This is a genomic window from Burkholderiaceae bacterium DAT-1 (genome assembly GCA_019084025.1).
Classification (GTDB): Bacteria; Pseudomonadota; Gammaproteobacteria; order Burkholderiales; family Chitinimonadaceae; genus DAT-1.
In genome coordinates this window covers 468,103-488,580 of sequence record JAHRBI010000004.1, presented here as the reverse complement: position 1 = coordinate 488,580, position 20,478 = coordinate 468,103, and the positions used below count along the sequence as shown (strand labels likewise).

Sequence of the window (20,478 nt, the reverse complement as noted above, 5' to 3'; positions counted from 1 at the left end):
TCACTGTTCGGCAAATGGAATATCTGTCATTCAGGAAGGAATATTGTGGCTAAGATCGTTGTAGTCACCTCAGGCAAGGGTGGTGTAGGCAAAACGACCACCAGCGCCAGTTTTGCATCCGGCCTTGCGCTGCGCGGCCACAAAACTGCGGTCATTGATTTTGATGTGGGTCTGCGTAACCTCGATTTGATCATGGGTTGCGAGCGCCGTGTCGTCTATGACTTCATCAATGTGATTCACGGCGAAGCATCGCTGCGTCAGGCACTGATCAAGGACAAGCATTGCGACAATCTGTATGTCCTGCCCGCCTCGCAAACTCGTGATAAGGATGCACTCACCAGAGAAGGTGTCGAGAAAGTCATTCAGGAAATGATTGCTGATGGCTTTGAATACATCATTTGCGATTCTCCTGCAGGCATCGAAACAGGTGCACTGCTCGCGCTCTATTATGCAGATGAAGCGATCGTCGTGACCAACCCAGAAGTATCGTCGGTGCGTGACTCCGACCGCATTCTGGGTATTCTCGATGCAAAATCCAAAAAGGCCGAAGAAGGTCAGCAAATCAAGGCTCATCTTCTGATCACCCGTTATTCACCCAAGCGTGTAGATGCTGGCGAGATGTTGTCACTGGACGATATTCAGGGCTTGCTTCGTATCCCGCTGATTGGCGTGATACCGGAATCGGAGGCTGTCCTGCAAGCATCCAATAGCGGTTCGCCTGTCATTCACAGCGAAAGTGATGTGGCAGAGGCTTACAAAGATGTGATAAGCCGCTTCCTCGGAGAGGACAAGCCGCTGCGCTTTGTCGAAATGCCCAAGCAGGGTTGGCTCAAGCGCCTGTTTGGAGGTTGATATGTCGTTTCTGGACTACTTGCTGGGCAGCAAAAAGAAGACTGCCAATGTGGCGCGTGAACGCTTGTCAATCATCCTGGCACATGAGCGTGCGGGTCGTGATGGCGCCAATTATTTACCACAATTGCAACAGGAACTGATGGCGGTAATTTCCAAATACGTCGCAGTCAGTCAAGATGACATCAAGGTGTCTCTGGAGCGTCAGGATGATGTGGATGTGCTGGAGGTAAATATTGTGTTACCAGAAAGCGTGCGCAAGTAAGCTTTATGCAACACTGATCCGGTAAATGCGTCATTTTAAAGCAATAATGAAAAACGACGAATGACGCACCACAGCGAGGAGATGGAAGGAAATGTCATTCCAGGCTGAACCCCTTGGTCCTGCCAACCGTCTGGTCCAGCTCGAGCATTTTCAGAGCCCGCGCGGGTCAGAACATTGGTGCAAATTGCTATCACCGTCATTTCCGGCAGCGGACTACTGGCTGTGCCATGAAACACGTATTATGCAATCTCTGCTGCGAGACCGGGCTCACTGCACCCGGTTTCTCGCAGTCGACCTTGAAAGACGTGCGATCGTAAGCGAAGCCAGTGGCGCGCCACTCACTCACTGGCTATCTGCGCCTACAGGTGAGCTGGAGCATCCCTTCCAGCGATCAAGCGAGTTGATTCGCCTGATTCTCGCCTGTCTGAAGCTACTTGCCCAGCTGAACAAGCATGGCATCGTCCACGGTGGACTCCGGCCGGACACGCTGATTCTCAAGCAGAATGAGCGAGATGAAATTGACTACGGCAGCCTGTGTGTCATCGATTTCTCTGTCGCCCGTACTGCCCGTGATCGCATCGAAAAGCCGCTGTTTATTGATCTGGACAGCCCGGATGCGACGTATTTATCGCCCGCCATGCGAGAAGCGATTCAGAAAGATTTCAATCAATTTGCCCGTATTTGCGGTGAGCCCACCGCCACCAACTGGAAGGCTTTATCCTCGTCCGCGTGGGATCGCTATGAATCGGTCTTGATGCCCGATCTGACCGTCAACAGCATCGACTGGCGCAGCGATCTGCATGCACTGGGGCATTGGTTCCGACAAATCTCGCTGCACCGCATTGACTACTACAAGGATGTCCACCAGGAACAACTGCCTTCACTGATCCGCAAAATGCAGAAGTCAGTGCTGCATGGTGGTTATTCGTCACTGGATGCCTGCATTAAAGCGTTTGAATCACTGGAAATATCACCAGAGACCTTTGCAGTTGCGGCTCCGCCACCCACTGGTTCGATCGTCACAATGCATCCAATGCCCGCATTACGCAGCGGTTCCGATCCATTGTCACCGCCCCCTGCCATGGCACCCGCCGCAGCTCGATCAAGCAAAGTTAAACGTCGCATCGGGGATCACCTCGGCTATATCGCGACCGGTACCGGCATTTTACTTGTAGCTGGCACCGTTTGGATGGGTGGGCGCACAATCAGCCAGCACACTCCGAACAAATCGACGGAACATACCGAGATTGCGCAGATATCTTCTGCATCAGCAATCACGCCCACGGTTCAAGAGCCCGCTCCGGTGGCTGCTGATACGACTCAGCCCACCGCGCAAACACAGCCCACCCCCTCCCCGGCAGCACATGTCGCCAGTAAGGAAACCGCCGAAGCCATGGCTCGTGCCGCTGCGGGCAGCAAAACCGCCGACTTTGACCAAACGCCTCTGGATGAACTCAAAACACTGGCAGAAGGCGGTAATCCGGCGGCACAGACTCAGCTTGGATTGCGCTTCCGCCAGGGCAAGGGTGTTCATGAAAATAATGGGGTCGCGGTTGCCTGGTATCAGCGAGCGATTCAGCAGGATTTTGCCGAGGCCAAGGCTTACCTAGGCTTTATGTACATGACGGGACGTGGCGTTCGCAAGAATGATGAAGAAGCCGCACGGCTCTCGCGTGAAGCTGCCGAATCCGGCATCACGACTGGACAGTACAACCTTGCACTCATGTACCTCAATGGACGCGGTGTCAGTCAGGATGCGGTTCAGGCTTACAAGTGGATGAAACGTGCTGCCGAACATGATGATGCAGCCAAAGAGCGCCTGAAACAAATCAAGAGTCAATTGAGTCCGGCCGAACTAAAAAAGGCAGAGGCGAGTTGACCGCAACACCCTCATGATTGGCTTTTGCCTGTACCGCATCATCGCGGTATAGTCGACGCCTCCAATTTTTCTAGCTTTTGGGATCCAACCAGATGAATGCACGCCGTCGCCTTGTTCTTTCTGCAACCGTCCTTGCCATCGCACTCAGTGCCTGTGGCAAGAAAGACGCTGGGCAGGAGCAAGCTAGCGCCAGTCAGGTACTGAAAGTTGCTAGCGATGCGGCTTATGCGCCTTTTGAATCCCAAGCGGAAGATCGCAGCGTAGTGGGATTTGATGTTGATGTTTTAAAGGCTGCCGCTGAAAAAGGTGGAGTCAGGGTCGAATTCGTCAATACACCGTGGGAAGGCATTTTTGCGACACTGGCATCGGGCGATCGTGACATTGTGGCTTCTGCGGTGACGATCACTGAGGCTCGTAAACAAACCATGGATTTCTCCGAGCCATACTTTGAAGCTCAACAATTGATTGTGGTGAATGCAAATAACCCACTCACCAAAGTGTCCGATCTAAAAGGAAAGAAGGTCGGTGTTCAGACCGGTACAACCGGCGATGAGGTGGCACAGCAGACACTAGGCAAAACCAGCGGCGATATCATCCGCTTCGAGAGCACGCCGCTGGCACTGAAGGAATTGCAAAACGGCGGCGTAGATGCGGTGATTGCCGATAACGGCGTGGTGATCAACTTCCTAAAGAACAATGCTGATGCCAAATTGAAACTGGTCGATGACGCATCTTTCAACAAAGAGTTCTATGGCTTCGCGGTCAAAAAGGGAAACCAAGCCGTGCTTGAACGCATTAACGCAGGTCTGCGTAAAATCAAGACTGATGGCACCTACGATCAGATTTATGCGCGCTACTTTACCGTGGCGAAGTAAGGATCAGAGGCTAGCTGGATGGATTTTCTGAGTTTCTGGAAGTCGGCGCAGGATGCCATCCCTGCCCTGGCCAATGTACGTTTGGATATTATCTGGGAGTATCGCGAGCTCTTTCTGCAAGGTGCCTGGATGACCATCAAGATTACAGCCATTGCTGTGATCCTGGGTACCTTGATCGGACTCGCTGCCGGCTTGGGCCGCGTAGCTGACGTGCGTCATGGAAAGTGGAAGCATATCGTGCGCTTTGGCGTGCGCTGGCCAGTTGCTGCCTACGTTACTTTTTTCCGTGGCACTCCACTATTCGTTCAGATTCTGCTGATTCATTTTGCGGCGCTCCCCATGCTGGTTCACCCAGCTGACGGGCTGCTAATTTCTGGAGATCTGGCACGTACACTGCGTCAGGATTATGGGGCATTTATGTCCGGCCTGTTGGCTCTGACACTGAATGCCGGTGCCTACATCACAGAAATCTTCCGCGCAGGCATTCAGTCCATTCACAAGGGTCAGACTGAGGCTGCACGTTCGCTGGGGCTGAACTACTGGCAAACCATGCGCCATATCATCGTCCCGCAGGCCTTTCGCCGCATGCTGCCGCCTTTAGGCAACGAAGCCATCATGCTACTCAAGGATTCGTCGCTGGTATCCGCGATTGGCCTGAGCGAGATGGTCTATGCAGCGCGAACAGCTGCGGGTGCCTATTCCCGTTTCTGGGAGCCCTATCTGGCCATTGCCGCGAGCTATCTGGTACTCACGTTGATGATGGCGTGGGGTGTGAGCAAGCTGGAAGAGAAGTATGAGGGAAGCGGCGGTCACTAGGCTGCTCACCTCTGGTATTGTCCACTAGGTGATTCGTTAGCGGACAAATTGCGTATGAAAAAACCCGGCTGTGAAGCCGGGTTTCCCATTTTTACGAGGCAGCGAATCAACGCCCCTTGCGCGCCGCAATCCGCATCCGCAGGGCATTCAGCTTGATGAAGCCTTCTGCGTCCTTCTGGTTGTATGCACCGCCATCATCGTCAAATGTCGCGATGGTCTGATCGAACAGGGTATCACCGGAATCACGTGACACCACGGTGACATTGCCCTTGTACAGTTTGATACGTACCCAGCCATTTACATAGGTTTGCGAGTAGTCGATCAGTGCCTGCAGGGCGCGACGCTCCGGGCTCCACCAGTAGCCGGTGTAGATCAGCTTGGCGTAGCGCGGCATCAGTTCATCCTTCAGATGTGCCACCTCACGATCGAGCGTGATGGATTCAATGGCGCGATGCGCGCGCAGCAGAATCGTGCCGCCCGGGGTTTCATAGCAGCCACGGCTCTTCATGCCGACATAGCGGTTTTCCACCAGATCCAGACGGCCGATGCCATGCTTGCCACCCAGTTCGTTCAGACGTGCCAGTAATTCGTGCGGTTTCATGGCGATGCCATTGATGGAAACCAGATCACCGCTCTTGAATTCCAGGTCGATGTATTCCGGTGCATCGGGTGCGGCCTCCGGGCTCACGGTCCAGCGCCACATGCCTTCTTCGGCTTCTGCCTTCGGATCTTCCAGATGGCGGCCTTCGAAGCTGATGTGCAGCAGGTTGGCATCCATGGAGTACGGCGCCCCACCCTGCTTGTGCTTCATGTCGATGGCAATACCGGCCGCTTCGGCATAGGCCAGCAGTTTTTCGCGGCTGAGCAGATCCCACTCACGCCACGGTGCAATCACCTTCACGCCCGGCTTCAGTGCGTAATAACCCAGCTCGAAACGTACCTGATCATTTCCCTTGCCGGTGGCGCCATGACTCACAGCATCGGCGCCGGTGGCGTTGGCGATTTCAATCTGGCGCTTGGCAATCAGCGGGCGGGCAATGGAGGTACCCAGCAGGTATTCGCCTTCGTACACGGTATTGGCACGGAACATCGGGAACACGAAATCGCGCACGAACTCTTCGCGCAGATCGTCGATGTAGATGTTTTCCGGCTTGATGCCGAACTTCAGTGCCTTCTGGCGTGCAGGTTCCAGCTCTTCACCCTGGCCGATATCGGCAGTGAAGGTCACCACTTCGCACTGATAGGTATCCTGCAGCCATTTGAGAATCACCGAAGTATCGAGACCACCGGAGTAGGCAAGCACAACTTTCTTGATATCTGACATTTGAGTTTTCCCATGCATTGAGAGGCGGGACGCTTCACCAGCCTCTCACGATTAAAAGTACGGAGTATTAAGCGAGGTCAATCAATCGTTGACGCGGCCAAGCAGCAGGTATTCGATCAGTGCTTTCTGGGCATGCATGCGGTTTTCGGCCTCATCCCAGACGATGGATTGCGGACCATCCAGCACATCCGGATCCACTTCCTCGCCTCGATGCGCCGGCAGACAGTGCATGAACACCGCATCCTTGTCGGCCAGCTTCATGATGTCCTGACTGACCTTGTAATTCAGGAAATCCACACGGCGCTGCAGCGATTCACGCTCGAAGCCCATCGATACACAGACGTCGGTCGAGACAATATCCGCGCCTTCCGCCGCTTCGCGCGGATCATGCATCTGCACAAAATGTTCGGAACCAAGCTGCTCGTTCGGGGCAAACTTCATCTCATAGCCCTTGGGCGAGGCCAGATGCAGCTTGAAATTGAAGATTTTTGCGGCTTGCGCCCAGGTGTGCGAGATATTGTTGGAGTCACCGATCCACGCCACGGTCTTGCCCTCAATCGAACCGCGATGTTCGATGTAGGTAAAGATATCAGCCAGAATCTGGCACGGGTGATATTCATTGGTCAGGCCATTGATCACCGGCGCGCGCGAATATTTGGCGAAGGTATCGACAATATGCTGCTCGAAGGTGCGGATCATGACGATATCGCACATGCGGCCAATGACGCGGCCCACATCTTCAACCGGCTCGCCACGCCCTAGCTGGGTATCCTTGGAATTCAGGAACATGGCATGGCCGCCGAGCTGGTTCATGCCTGCTTCGAAGGACACGCGGGTACGCGTGGAGGTCTTTTCGAAGATCATGGCCAGTGTGCGCCCCACGAGCGGCTGATAGAGCTCTCGTCGGTAGTGGCGATCCTTCAGTACTTTGGTGCGAGCGAACAGATGTTCGAACTCGTCACGGGTAAAGTCGCTGAACTGAAGGAAATGCTTCACTGTCATGATGAAAAGCTCACTGTTGTGGGACGGAAAACCCTGAGCTTCGCCTAGCTTGCACCATTTGGTCAAGCTAAGTTTATAGATTTGGGACGCAAATTTATAAGTTTGCGCCAAATTATTAAAATCGGACGCGCAGGCTGACGCCGGGGCAGACCACCCGGCGAATCAGCCCTGACAAACGTGCCTCCTACTTTGCAGCCTTCTCCAACGCCAGCGGCCGCAGTACTTGCTGCTCGTCATCTCGTAGAATCCGGATACAGGGCAGCCAGCCATCGAACACCACGCCGTGCAGCTCGACTTGTTTCTGGCTGCGCAGTAGCGTCACCAGATAGGAAATAATCTCCGGCGTGATCACCTGCCCCGGCACCAGCACCGGAATACCGGGCGGATACGGGACGATCTGGTCGGCAGAAATCTGGCCAGCCAGCTTTTGGTTCACCTGATCGGCCTCGTCCAGCAGCGGCACCAGTTCGCCTTCGCAATAGAAGGCATCGCGCGGCAGGTATTTCAGGCTGGTGAAGTGCGGGATATTGGGGGTGCGGTACAGTCGACCTGCGGCACGACGTTCGCGGGCAATGCGCATCAGCGCGTCATACAGGCGCGACACCTTGCTCTTGGTGGTGCCGATGGTCAGCAGCAGCGTGATGGTATTGAAGGTCGATTTTTCGATCTGGATATTGAAGCGCTCGAACAGCACCTTCTGCAGATCATCCACGGTGTAGCCGGAGGCCGAAATATCGACGGTAATCTTGGTGGGATCGAGTTTCACACCATCGTTGCGCACTTCTTCCGGCAGCAGATCTTCGAGCTCCAGCACGCGGAATACACCGGTGGAGTTAATCAGGTCACGGGTTTCCTGTGCCAGCGCCAGTGTGCGCGACAAGAGCTTGTAGCCTTCCATGCTCATCTGGCTGCGCGCTACGTCCAGACTCGCAATCATGCTGTATTGCGGGCTGGTGGAGGTGTGCATATTGTAGTTCTCGCGGAACACATGCTCGTTGAAGTCCGGATCATTCACATGAATCATCGAGGACTGAGAGAAGGCACTCATCACCTTATGCGTCGACTGGGTCGCGTAATCCGCGCCGGATTCCAGCGCGGTCGGACGGAATGTCGGGTGAAAACGTGCGTGACCAAACCAGGCTTCATCGATGATGACCTTGATGCCATGCTTGTGCGCGGCCTCGATGATCGGGGCGAGATCGTAGCGCAGGCCATCATAGGTACAAGACGTCAGGATCAGGACGCTGGCATCGGGATTTTCTTCAATCGCCTTGAAGATGGTCGCCTTGGGCACTGGCCCGAACAGGCCATATTCGGTATTGGTGCTGGAATCCAGATAGATCGGCAGTGCACCGGAAATCACCGCGCCATGATGCACGGACTTGTGGCAGTTGCGATCGAGCAGCAGTTTGTCGCCGGGGGCAATCAACGTCTGCAGGATGACCTTGTTGGCGGTTGAGGTGCCATTGGTGGCAAAGAAGGTACGTTCGGCACCGAATGCCTTGGCCGCGACCTGCTGCGCTTCTTCGATGATGCCGGTTGGATGCAGGAGCGAATCCAGCATCGGGACTGATACCGACAAGTCGCCCTTGAAGATGTGCTCGCCCATGAACTCGTAGAAATCTTCGGCCCAGGGGCTGCCGCGCAGGGAATCACCCGAGGAGTGGCCCGGTGTATGCCAGGCATCCTTGGCCATAAAAACGTATTGTTTCAGGCGATCATAGAACGGCGTGCGGGCGCGTTCCTGCAGTTGCGCATTAAGAATGCGGTACCAGCCGGCGTAATCGCGTTCCTCTCGGCAGAAATAGCCATCAACGGCTTCGGCCAGCAAGGTATCGATCACCTGATTTTCATTGCTCTGGTCGATCATCACATAGATATCGAGCTCGGGGCGGAGGTCGTGGATGGTGTGCACCAGATCCAGCGCAGACAGCTGCTGTACCTGTGCCGCCTTGCGGCCTTTTCCATTCGCGAGGGTGTAACGCTTGTCGTCGACAATCACGGCCTGGATGTCACCATCCTCGCGAATCGCGGTCATGGCTTCTTCGGCGGTGCTGACGCCTGCGAAGTTAACCCCGAACGGATTGCCCAGCTGACGGGCGGCGGCATTGAGTCCCTTGCACAATTCTTTAAGCACCAGCTTCTCTTCAACGATCAGCAGGATGCGTGTGGTTGGTTTGGGCATGTTTGATCTTGTCCCTTGTCCTGTCGGCATTCAAATTACCGACTATGCTTGTTATTGAACGGGATGAAGCATAGCTGAAGGTTTGCACCGGGTAGAGTCCGCCGGCTTTCCCTGTTGCTGCCAGCGCAGTACCTGCACAATTTGCTTGCCAAGGAGGTGAGTTATGACATTGGACATTCGTCTTTTTTTAAGTAAATGTGCACCGCAGCATGCTTTTCGTAGTAAAATTACCGGTCGGCCTTGCTGTGGCCTGAATAAAATAGCCAGACCCAAGTAACAGAACAGAATTGCCAGCCGCATGATTTGCAATCCATACGAAATAATTATCCAGGGCCTGACCAAGAACGGACGGGAATTCCGTCCATCTGACTGGGCCGAGCGCCTGTCCGGCATCCTGTCGACCTTCGGGATGGACCAGAAACTGTCGTATGCGCCCTATGTGCGTCCGATGGTGATGGAAAACATCCGCTGTGTGGCGATCGACAAGCAGTTGGAAAAGATCGATCCGCGCGTGTTCAATTTTCTGATGTCCTTTGCCAAGGACAACGATCTGCGTGTGGTTGACTGCCGTCAGCTGCTCGACGAACATTACCCGAATCAGTTCCTCGGCTAATGAGGTCTAATCGCGAGACCGGTTCTCTCCGGTTCTCGTGACAGGCATGCCCCCTTTCAGCCTGCCTGCTCCGTTTTCTCGCTCTGATCTGAGCCTTGCCCATCGATTCCGATTGTCACGCCCGAACCCGCATTGTCGGTATTCAAACCACGTTTCTTGCAGTTCATCGCAGTATATTTGCACACCAAACCCGCTCACCTGATGATACAGACTATCCGGATCTAGTATCCGATTTAAGTCTAACAATCATTCACTCGGATGAAGAGGGGAAGCACGATGCTGCAGATTAAAGGGTTGAATAAAACCTATTCCAATGGCGTACATGCGCTACGCGATATTAATCTGGATATACCCAATGGGCTTTTTGGCCTGCTGGGACCGAATGGTGCAGGCAAATCATCCATGATGCGAACCATTGCCACGTTGCAGGAGCCGGATAGCGGCTCGATCACGTTTAATGGTCTCGATGTCCTGAAAGATAAAGAAGGACTGCGCCGCCAGCTCGGCTACCTGCCTCAGGATTTTGGTGTTTACCCGAAGGTTTCTGCGCTTGACCTGCTTGATCACTTCGCTGTCCTGAAAGGCCTGACCAAACGCGGCGAGCGCAAGGAAGTGGTTGAAGGGCTGCTGCGCCAGACCAATCTGTGGGATGCACGCAATCGCAAACTGGGCACCTACTCCGGCGGCATGCGCCAACGCTTCGGCATTGCTCAGGCACTGCTGGGTGATCCGAAGCTGGTGATTGTGGATGAACCGACCGCAGGTCTCGACCCTGAGGAGCGTGACCGCTTCCTCAACCTGCTGGCCGAAATCGGCGAGCAAGTTGTCATTATTCTGTCGACCCATATTGTTGAAGATGTCACCGATATGTGTCCGAACATGGCAGTCATCGTCAAAGGTCAGGTGCGTGTTTCCGGTAAACCCCATCAGGCCATTGATGCACTGAAAAGCAAGGTGTGGGAGAAATCGGTCAGCAAGACAGCCCTGCCCGAATACCAAGAGAAGATGACCGTGCTCTCCAGCCGTCTGGTGGCCGGTGTGCCACGTCTGCATGTATTTGCCGAGACGCAGCCCGAGGAAGGCTTCACCCTGATCGAGCCAGATCTGGAAGACGTCTACTTCCTGCAACTGCGCCATGCCGCAGCTCAATCCAGCGTTGCTGCGTAAGGAGCCGGACATGTGGCTAGAATTTTTCCGATTTGATTTGAAGTACCAGTTGCGGCAACCGCTGCTGTGGGTCTCGGCCGTGATATTCGCGCTGATCGCCTTTGGTGCGACCAGTAGTGATGCCATTCAGGTGGGTGGCTCGATTGGGAACGTGCAACGTAACGCGCCCACCGTGATCGTCAATTTGATGACAGTACTCTCCGTCCTGTCTATGTTCATCGTCACTGTATTCATCTCAGGATCAGTGCTACGCGACAGCGAATTTGGCATCTCCGACATGATCTTTGCCACGCCGATGAAAAAGCGTGACTACCTGATCGGACGATTTGCAGCGGGTTTGCTAGCCTGTACGTCCATATTTGTACTGGTGATCTTTGGCATGATCCTGGGCGTGAAGATGCCCTGGGTAGATGCAGCGCGGGTCGGCCCGTTTTCATGGCATCCCTATCTGTGGGCCATGGGCGTCTTTATTCTGCCTAACCTGCTGATGATCGGGTCGCTGCTGATGCTGCTGGCAGCTACCACCCGTTCCCTAATTTATGTTTATGTCGGGGTGCTGGCGTTTTTTGTCCTTTGGATCATGGCCGGTGTGTTTACCCGCGATATCAGCAATGAATGGGTGGCCGTGCTGCTGGATCCGTTTGGTGTCCGCGCATTTGCCCGCATGACACGTTACTACACGGTGGCAGAAGCGAATACCACCTTGCCCGCCCTCACCTCTTTCCTGCTGTACAACCGCGTACTGTGGATGGGTGTATCGCTGGCCTTGTTTGCCGCCACCGTGGTGCTGTTCAAACCGCAGCGTGCCGGCACCGGTAAAAAGCTGTTCGGCAAGGCTCGTACAGAATCAGTTGTACCGGAGGCTACCCGCACCACTGTGATTCCGCGCATCACACCACACACAGGTGCATTCACCTCTTTTGCACAATGCATGCAGATCCTGCGGTTTGATACGCTGAGTATTCTGAAGAGTGCGCCGTTTGTGGTGATGCTGATTCTGGCTGTGGCAAATTTTGTGACATCTGCGGCATTGTCCGGACGAGTATTTGGCACCACGGTATACGCCACAACAAGTGTCATGCTGCAGTATCTGTCGGGTTCTTACAGCTTTATGCTGGTCATCATCGTGACCTTCTTCGGTGGCGAACTGATCTTTAAAGAACGACAAGCCAAAATGCATGAAGTAACGGACGCCACGCCCCTGGCAGGCTGGGCGCCGCTCTTCGCCAAATCGCTATCCATGGGTCTGATCACACTGGTATTCCTTGCAGTAGGCGGAATCACGGCTGCCTGTATCCAGTTGGTCAAGGGTGGTGCTGCGATCGAGTATGCGCTTTACGCCAAGCATCTACTGATCGATGCCAGTGGATTCATGCTGTTTGGATTACTGGGAATTGTGCTTCAAGTTCTGACGAACAACCGCTTCATTGGCTATCTGGTAATCATTCTGGTGATGGTTATCCAGGCAGTACTCGGCTTTCTGCACTTTGACCACAACCTCTACAACTTCGGTGCGGCCTCACAGCATCCCTATTCAGACATGAATGGCTACGGCCACTTCCTGACCGGCTGGGCGTGGTTCAGGGTGTACTGGTTTGCCTTTGTGTTTGCGGGTCTGTTCCTCGCCAATGCCCTGTGGGTACGCGGTGTATCGGATGACTGGAAGTCGCGCATGAGTCTGGCCCGTCAGCGACTGCGCGGCGGTACTGCCCTGGGACTTGCCGCCAGCGTACTGGTAATTGTCGGAAGCGGGGCCTGGATTTTCTACAATACCAATGTGCTGAATGAATATGTACCGGGCGATATCGAAATGGATCGCAAGGCCGAGTACGAAAAGAAATATCGCCAGTATATTGATGCACCGCTGCTGAAAGTAACGGACGTCAAAGTCAATGTCGACATTTTCCCGGAAACACGCGGCGCATTTATCCGCGGGCATTATCGTCTTGAAAACAAAACCAGCGCGCCGATTGATACGCTCTACATCAATTACGTCAGCGACAAGCATGTGTCGCTGAACTGGACAGCGATTCCTGCGCATGATGTCAAAGTTCACGACCAGCAATCCGGCTTTGATATTCTCAAACTAAAGCAGGCTGTCGCGCCGGGTGCGGGTATCGATATGGACTTTGATCTGCGGGTGCAGCCAACGGGCTTCTCCAATCGCGGAGATAATAATCGTATCCAGCATAACGGTACTTTCTTCGACAACAGTACCTATTTCCCGCAATTCGGCTACGACGAAAATGGCCAGTTACAAGATCGTAACGAGCGCAAGAAACGCGGTTTGGGTGAACCGCAGCGCATGGCCAAGCTGGAAGACGTGAAAGCCCGCAACAACAGTCTCTTTGGCGCGTCATCGGATTTCATCACCTTTGATGCCACTGTCTCTACCTCTGCCGACCAGATTGCGCTCGCCCCGGGCTATCTGAAAGCACAATGGGAGAAGGATGGTCGCCGTTACTATCACTACGTGATGGATCGCCCGATGGTGAACTTTGCCTCGTTCCAGTCTGCGCGCTATCAGGTGAAAAAAGGCGAATGGCACGGCCTGCCGATCGAGATTTATCACGATCCCAAGCATGCCTACAACGTAGACCGGATGATCTACGGGGTACAGAAGTCGCTGGATTATTTCACCACGCAGTTCAGCCCGTATCAGCACAAGCAGGTACGTATCCTGGAGTTCCCATCCTACGCCGAGTTTGCGCAGTCTTTCGCCAATACGATTCCGTTCTCGGAAGGCATCGGTTTTATCGCCGATCTGCGTGACAAGGAAGACCTCGACTACGTCTACTACGTCACCGCGCATGAAATGGCGCATCAGTGGTGGGGCCATCAGGAAGTGGGTGCAGGCATGCAGGGTTCGACCATGCTGATCGAATCACTGGCGCAGTATTCGGCATTGATGGTGATGGAGAAAGAGTACGGTCGCGACCATATGCGCCGCTTCCTCAAGTACGAACTGGATGGCTATCTGCGCGGCCGTGGTGGCGAAGTGATTGAAGAGCAGCCCCTGTATCGTGCAGAAAACCAGCAGTACATCCACTATCGCAAGGGTTCGCTGGTGTTTTATCGCCTGCGCGATGAAATCGGGGAAGCGGCCCTGAATAAGGCGCTTCGCAACTTCTTGGCCGAGTATGCATTCAAGGCTGCGCCCTACCCGACCTCACTTGATCTGCTGCGCTATATCCGTGCTGAAACACCAGCGGACAAGCAGTCGCTGATTACGGATTTGTTCGAGAAGATTACCTTCTACGACAATCGTATCACTGAGGCTTCGGCCAAAAAGCTGGCTGATGGAAAGTGGGAAGTGACCATGAAGGTGCATACCGCCAAGCTGGAATCAGATGGTCAGGGCAAGGAAAGTGCACGCACATTTGACGAACCCGTCGATATTGCCGTGTTCTCTCGCGCTGAAGGCGGCAAGGAAAAGGATGAAACTGTCCTGTTCCGCGAAAAGCGTGCGCTGGGTGGTGGTGATCATGAGCTTAAGGTTGTTGTGAAAAACAAGCCTTATGAAGTCGGCGTTGACCCTTTCAATATCATGATTGATCGCGTGCCGGCTGATAACCGCAAAGTTGTGACTATTCAATAAGCCATACCCAATACTCACACGATTCAATGGCCGGTTTATCCGGCCATTTTTCATTCATTCCTCAAAAATCACGCTTTATCACATCCATCTGCAGTTTGGTATTCAGCCGCTATTCAGCATGAACTTGGCACGATACGATCACATCACTGATTAAACACTGAGGGAGGAAACCAAATGAAAATCGGTCTGATCGGAATGGCATTTATTGCGACATTAGGAACATCTGCTTTTGCACAGGATATGTATGTCGGAGGCGATGTGGTGCGCAGTACATTTCTTGACCAGCGCGGCGGACTCGAAGCCAGCCATGAATCCTGGGGCTGGATGTTGCGTGGCGGCATGCAAATTACCGATCGTTACGAGCTTGAACTGGGACACCGCGACTTCGGCAAAGGTGCCGTGGACACAAGCATCGAGCTGGGAAATGTCCGCGCGCAGGCGCATATCTCGCAAACAGCCGAATCCAATGAGGTGAGTATTATCCGTGCGTTTAATTTCAAGCACAAAGGTGATCTCTTCCTGCGTCTTGGTGCAAGCCAGGTAAAATATGAACGTGAAACCAGCGGATATACATCTGTGAACGGCCAGGTGCTGCAAGCCGCCTTGTCCGAGTCTGACCGTCGCACCCGGTTTGTGTACGGTATTGGTGGCCGTTTCAAAGTAGACGACAATTCGATTATTCGTGTCGAGTATTCGAAAATCGGTAATGTGTCACCAAGTCTCTCATTGAGTTCTTTAAATATCGGGTATGAATATCACTTTTAATTTTGCCTGATACATGAAACAGGCCTCCATTGCGGAGGCCTGCTATATTTGTGCACCTAAATAAACTTACTGCTCCAGCTTTAAATCTTCCAAGCGCTCGCCAGCAAGTTTACCTTCGTGTTTAGCAAAATCACCGGCAATCGAAACCGACAATTTCTGTGGATCAAACCAGGTGCGCATGGCGGCATTCACCTCGTCTAGTGTCACCGCTTTAAGTTTCTCGACTTCATTGTCGAATTTGCTTAAGGGGTCATTCCAGCGCAAGGTGCTTTGAAGGAGACCCAGCCTTGCCGAATCAAAGCCCAGTAATTGAGCCAGATTGCGCAACTCACCTTCCCGAGCACGTTCCAGCTCGTCCTTGGTGAAGCCATCGCGACGTGCGCGATCCAGTTCTTCACGGATCGCGGTTTCGATCTTGGTACGATTTTCCGGCGCAAAGGTTGCACTAATTATCCATGTCGCGTATTCATCGTCACGATCAAGCGAGAGGGACGATCCGATACCATAGGTGATACCGTCCTGCTCTCGAACACGCTTCCACAGACGGGATTGCTGATCGCCACCCAGCAGAAGACTCGCCAATCGCAGCGCAATTCTATCTTTGCTGTCGTAAGAAATGGGCATCCATGCCTGCGCACGATAGGATGCATTTTTCTCATCCGGCGTTTCTGTCACCATGCGTACGGGTGCAACGTCACGATACGGGTCTGCGGTCTTCACGAAGGGCTTTTTGCCTGCCCATTGGCCAAATTGCTCGGACAACGCTGCTTTCAGTGCCTTGGTATCAAAGTCGCCGACGAATACGATTTCACCTTCGCTCATGCCAAGCATGTCGTTGTAAAACGCTTTGACCTGGTCAAGCGAAATGGCGCTGACTGCGTCAATCGTTTCCTTGCGTGTCCAGTAATGGAATGGATCGGACTGCGGTACCATTGGCGAAAAGTACCGGTCGAGCCGTTCCTCGGTCACGGTTTCGGGTTTCACGATGGGTGATTTCAAATTATCGATCCAGCGATTTTTGTGCCGCTCGAAATCTTCTCCCGGGAAACGCGGATGGTGCAGTACATCTGCAAGTGTACCGAGCAAGTCTACCAAATGCTCGCGATCACTACTCACGCCAAGGCTGACCCCACCAGATGTCACATTCAGGCTATAGCTTGACTGCAAAGCATTGATGCGCGCATCCAGCTCGGTTTTGCTCAGTGAGACAGATCCATCCCCCAGCAGATTGCGCAACAAGGATGCGATCCGTCGCTGCGCGGTGCGTTCCTCCACATTGCCAAAGCGGAAACTGATGCCACCCCATACCTTGTTGCCGCGTGTTTTCTTGTTGAGCAGCGCTACTTTCACACCATTCGCCAGTGTAAAACGCTCGGTACGCGCATCCAATGCAGCGGTAGTCGGAGCGATTTCCTCACCCTCTTCCACCTTTTTACCGACGTAATCCTTCACCAGTGCGGCACGATCGCCGACCGGGGTCATCTCGGTACGATCCGGATGTTCTGTGGGGAAGAAACGCCCAATCACGCGGCTAGCGGGCTTGAAGTACGTCGCCATCACGCGCTGCACCTCTTCCGGCGTCACGCGATCCAGTTGCTCCAGCTGATACAGCCCATAGCGCCAGTCGGTGTCATGCACGCGCGCACTTGCCACCTGAACCAGTGTGCCGGTGCTGATACTGGCCTGATGCACCTGATTGGCAATAGCCGCCTTGGCCTGCGCATATTCTTCAGTTGTCGGCGCTTGCGTGGCCAAGCCTTCTACCAAGCGAATTGCCTTATTTTCAACGGCATCGGCATCACCCTCTTTGAGCAGATTCAGCCATACGTAGGCCAGCGTTGGTTGTGCTGCACATCCGGTCGAGAGACTTGCCCCCTTTGCCTCCTTGGTTTCAACCAGCTGCTTATATAGGCGACCCGAACGCATATTGAGAATGACAGAGGCCATGGTAATCGCGGCTGCATCCGGGTGAGTACACCCGGGAATCCGGTAGCCAATGGCACGGAATGCATCGGTACCCGGACGACGCAGCTCGACGAAGCGCGCGCCGTCCTGCGGGGCTTCAACGACCTCAATGCGCTTGAGTGATTCTGATGGATGCTTTACGCCGGCAAATGCCTTGCGTATCGTCTCCTTGACGCGCTTTTCATCAAACTTGCCCGTAATCACCAGCACGGCGTTGTCTGGACGATAGAAACGCTGGTAGAACGCTTTGAGTTGCACAACATCGACTTTTTCAATGTCCTGCTTGTAGCCAATTGTCGGGTGATGATAGGGATGTGATTCGAATGCAATGGCCGTCATGCGCTGTTGCAAAACACGCGCAGGATTATTCTCGCCCCGCTCCCATTCATTACGGACAACGGTCATTTCCTTGTCGAGCGCATCGGCTTCCAGCAAGGCACCGGTCATGCGGTCAGCTTCCCATGCCAGAATCCTGTCCAGTACCTCGTCATTGGACACAAAGCCATTTACGTAGACGGTTTCGTCGATATTCGTGAAGGCATTCCAGCTGACACCCAGCTTCTGCAGCTCGGGCTTCATATCCGGGAATTGCTGGCTCCGCTTGAACAGCATGTGTTCAAGAATGTGCGCCATGCCGAACTCGTCCTGACGTTCATCCCGGCTGCCGACGCCGTAGCGTACCTGCGTATTGATTTGCGGACTGGCCGGATCGTAAGCCAGCAGCACACGCAAGCCATTGGGCAGATGATATTCGGTGATACCGGAAGCCGTTGCGCCCTGAACCAGTTCGGGCAATGCAACAGCCGCTTTGACTGATTTGACGGGCGCTGCGAATGCCTGTTGCCCCATATTGAACACCGCCAGCGCCACGCCAGCCGCACACAGTTTCATTGACCATGTTTTCAAGCTTTTCCCCCTGTTACTCTTTATGTCGTCTGGTGATCATTTCAATTGCTGCGGATGATCTGCGCAGTCCTGATTTGTTACCGCTCACATCATCCCGACAGGACGCGTGAAGGCGAGGCATCCATCCTGACCAAGCGTACTACCCATGCCGGATGTGCCCGCGCCTGCAAAAGGCAATTCGAAGCGGCTGGTTGGTCGGCGATTCACACACACCACGCCGGTGCCCAGCGCCAGCCCGATTGATTGCGCGCGATCTTCGTCGCGGCTCCAGATGGCCGCAGCAAGTCGCTGTGGAACTTGATTCGCAAGCGCGATGGCTTCATCGATATCGGCAAAGGGTATCAATGCGGCGACTGGTCCGAAGCACTCTTCATCAAATACGGGCATGCCGGGCGAGACATGTGTCAGTAATGTAGGCGCAAAGTACAACCCTTGCGTCTTCCGCGAACCCAGCTCGATCAGACTCGCCCCCATCGCGATACTTTGCTCGACCTGCTGTGTCAGCCGGACATGGATATCCGAACGCGCCAGTGGTGCCAGATTTACACCCGGCTGCCATGTCCGGAATGCGCGAATCAGCGCAGCTTTAAAGGCATCATGTACGCGCTCGTGAACAAAGAAGCGCTTCGCAGCCGTACATGCCTGACCGGCATTCAGGCAACGACTCTCGGCCGCAGCCTGCGCCGCGGCTTCGATGTCCGCATCCTCCAGCAGGATGAATGGATTATTGCCCCCCAGTTCCAGTACACAGGGTTTCAGCGCGGCCCCCGCAGCAGCGCCCACAGCTCGTCCAGCCGCTTCGCTGCCCGTTAGCACCACCATATGTACATCAGGGTGGGCGATGACATCCTTTACATCGGCAGTATCCACCCACAGACAGCGCATCACCGGCATCGGGAATGCCTCGGCCACCAGAGCCTCAACTGCAGCGCTGACCACTGCAACATTCGGTGCGGGCTTGAGTGCGACCACATTGCCGGTTGCCACAGCTGCTGCCAGCGGCCGGAAAATCTGCCATACAGGATAATTCCAAGGGGTGATGGCCAATACCACACCATGTGGCACGCGCTTGATGGTGCCAGTTGGATTGACCTCATCGGCCAGCCAGCCGGGAACCCGCTTGGCCATGAATTCGCACCAGTTGGCCGAACGCTCGATTTCATCATCAGCCTCGGTCGGCAACTTACCCATTTCCCGCGTACACAAATCAGATAATGCTGCCTTGTTCTCACGCAAAAGTGCAGCGAGCCGTAACAAGCCAGCGAGGCGTACCTGAATCGCTACCGATCGCCACTGTTTGGCTGTTCGCTCAAGCGATACCAGTTGCGACTGCCATTCAGACGGCGTCATCGACGCACGTTCGGCGAATTGTTCGCCAGTCACAGGATCAATCGACACAAATTCGGGCAGACGGGACATTGGAGCAAACCGGGATAAGCAGATCATCACTGGTATCGTGCAATACCAGTACAGGAAACACGGGATTAGACACTCATGTACGCCCACGTGCAACCGTGCAAATCCGGCAGTTGGATCACATGAACAAGATGACATCGCAGAAATATCCAACCGTTCATCGGCCTCACCTTGAATTCCTACCCCTTATGATCCATGCTTAAATATTAAGCATCGCCAAGATTTTCCGTCAATTCAGTGAGTTGCCATACTCATCCACAGTTCCCCCACACCCTGCACTGCATTTTCACTGGATCATGTGCATGAATTGTCCTCCCAATTGACTGGAGTACGCACGTTCTCAAGCATTCAGCTAGAACATACGAATTCGCTTATTTTTTAATCATGAACTTTTTTCCTCTACTGATCATATAGTTAATTGGCTTACCCACAGGGAGTTCACACCCTGCTCGAGTTCTGCCGTGGACACTCACGCATATTGCCTATTTTTTAATCAGACTGCCTTTTTTCCATTGCATCAGCGAGTTGCGTTGCTTGCCCACAGGCATTCAACATCCTGACCGTTGATCCGTGTGGAATGGCATATGACCATCCCCACAACAGCATCACCTGACCGGTGAATCGCCAATCCCGACCGTTTATTCGATGCAAGCACTATCTGACTGACCATTTTTTAAGCACAGATATTTTTCCCATACAGATCAATGATCTGACCGAGTTATACACACGTATTCCACATGTCAGGTAAGGTTCTGTGTGAATCTGCTTCATTTCATCAAATCCAGTCTGAATAAGGCTTGTACAACGAGTGATCAATGATTTAGCATGACATCCAACAGATTACCCACAGCCT

14 protein-coding genes are annotated in these 20,478 nt (G+C 53.8%); 9 read left to right on the top strand and 5 right to left on the bottom strand.

The genetic code is table 11. From position 1 onward, the window contains the following. Nucleotides 1-45: 45 nt before the first annotated feature. The 5 genes from minD to KSF73_10900 all read left to right on the top strand — a co-directional run bounded on the left by minD (nt 46) and on the right by KSF73_10900 (nt 4,684). Nucleotides 46-852: a septum site-determining protein MinD gene (gene minD / locus KSF73_10920; GenBank protein MBV1776223.1), complete on the top strand. Its 807-nt coding sequence runs from the start codon at nt 46-48 to the stop codon at nt 850-852. A 1-nt stretch (nt 853) separates the two neighbouring features. Next, on the top strand, nt 854-1,114 hold the full coding sequence (gene minE / locus KSF73_10915) for a cell division topological specificity factor MinE (GenBank protein MBV1776222.1): 261 nt from the start codon (nt 854-856) through the stop codon (nt 1,112-1,114). 241 nt (nt 1,115-1,355) lie between these two features. Beyond that, a complete protein-coding gene (locus KSF73_10910) occupies nt 1,356-2,993 on the top strand; it encodes a sel1 repeat family protein (protein MBV1776221.1) in 1,638 nt (545 codons plus the stop codon). A gap of 92 nt (nt 2,994-3,085) precedes the next feature. Next, the gene (locus tag KSF73_10905) at nt 3,086-3,868 is read left to right on the top strand and encodes a basic amino acid ABC transporter substrate-binding protein (GenBank protein ID MBV1776220.1); all 783 of its coding nucleotides are present in this window, start codon (nt 3,086-3,088) and stop codon (nt 3,866-3,868) included. A gap of 18 nt (nt 3,869-3,886) precedes the next feature. Then, on the top strand, nt 3,887-4,684 hold the full coding sequence (locus KSF73_10900) for an amino acid ABC transporter permease (GenBank protein MBV1776219.1): 798 nt from the start codon (nt 3,887-3,889) through the stop codon (nt 4,682-4,684). A 106-nt stretch (nt 4,685-4,790) separates the two neighbouring features. Here the strand turns inward: KSF73_10900 and KSF73_10895 are convergent, their stop codons facing one another. The 3 genes from KSF73_10895 to KSF73_10885 all read right to left on the bottom strand — a co-directional run bounded on the left by KSF73_10895 (nt 4,791) and on the right by KSF73_10885 (nt 9,195). After that, nucleotides 4,791-6,008 carry an argininosuccinate synthase gene (locus tag KSF73_10895; protein MBV1776218.1) on the bottom strand — a complete coding sequence of 406 codons (1,218 nt, stop codon included), beginning with the start codon at nt 6,006-6,008 and terminating at the stop codon, nt 4,791-4,793. Nucleotides 6,009-6,089: 81 nt separating this feature from the next. Then, a complete protein-coding gene (argF, locus tag KSF73_10890; GenBank protein MBV1776217.1) occupies nt 6,090-7,010 on the bottom strand; it encodes an ornithine carbamoyltransferase in 921 nt (306 codons plus the stop codon). 184 nt (nt 7,011-7,194) lie between these two features. Beyond that, a complete protein-coding gene (locus KSF73_10885) occupies nt 7,195-9,195 on the bottom strand; it encodes an aminotransferase class I/II-fold pyridoxal phosphate-dependent enzyme (protein ID MBV1776216.1) in 2,001 nt (666 codons plus the stop codon). Between the two features lie 298 nt (nt 9,196-9,493). Between KSF73_10885 and KSF73_10880 the strand changes: the two genes are divergently transcribed. From KSF73_10880 to KSF73_10865, 4 genes are all read left to right on the top strand, one after another. Further along, nucleotides 9,494-9,808 carry a DUF3579 domain-containing protein gene (locus tag KSF73_10880; protein MBV1776215.1) on the top strand — a complete coding sequence of 105 codons (315 nt, stop codon included), beginning with the start codon at nt 9,494-9,496 and terminating at the stop codon, nt 9,806-9,808. A gap of 276 nt (nt 9,809-10,084) precedes the next feature. Continuing rightward, nucleotides 10,085-10,975 carry an ABC transporter ATP-binding protein gene (locus KSF73_10875; GenBank protein ID MBV1776214.1) on the top strand — a complete coding sequence of 297 codons (891 nt, stop codon included), beginning with the start codon at nt 10,085-10,087 and terminating at the stop codon, nt 10,973-10,975. 10 nt (nt 10,976-10,985) lie between these two features. Continuing rightward, nucleotides 10,986-14,573 (top strand): hypothetical protein, encoded by a 3,588-nt coding sequence (locus KSF73_10870; GenBank protein ID MBV1776213.1) that lies wholly within the window; start codon nt 10,986-10,988, stop codon nt 14,571-14,573. 174 nt (nt 14,574-14,747) lie between these two features. Further along, complete coding sequence (locus tag KSF73_10865; GenBank protein ID MBV1776212.1) at nt 14,748-15,338, top strand: outer membrane beta-barrel protein; 591 nt, start codon at nt 14,748-14,750, stop codon at nt 15,336-15,338. 66 nt (nt 15,339-15,404) lie between these two features. Here KSF73_10865 and KSF73_10860 read toward each other — a convergent pair whose 3' ends face one another. Together KSF73_10860 and KSF73_10855 are read right to left on the bottom strand one after the other, a co-directional pair. Next, nucleotides 15,405-18,209 (bottom strand): insulinase family protein, encoded by a 2,805-nt coding sequence (locus tag KSF73_10860; GenBank protein MBV1776211.1) that lies wholly within the window; start codon nt 18,207-18,209, stop codon nt 15,405-15,407. Between the two features lie 84 nt (nt 18,210-18,293). Then, complete coding sequence (locus KSF73_10855) at nt 18,294-19,628, bottom strand: aldehyde dehydrogenase family protein (protein ID MBV1776210.1); 1,335 nt, start codon at nt 19,626-19,628, stop codon at nt 18,294-18,296. Nucleotides 19,629-20,478 lie beyond the last annotated feature (850 nt).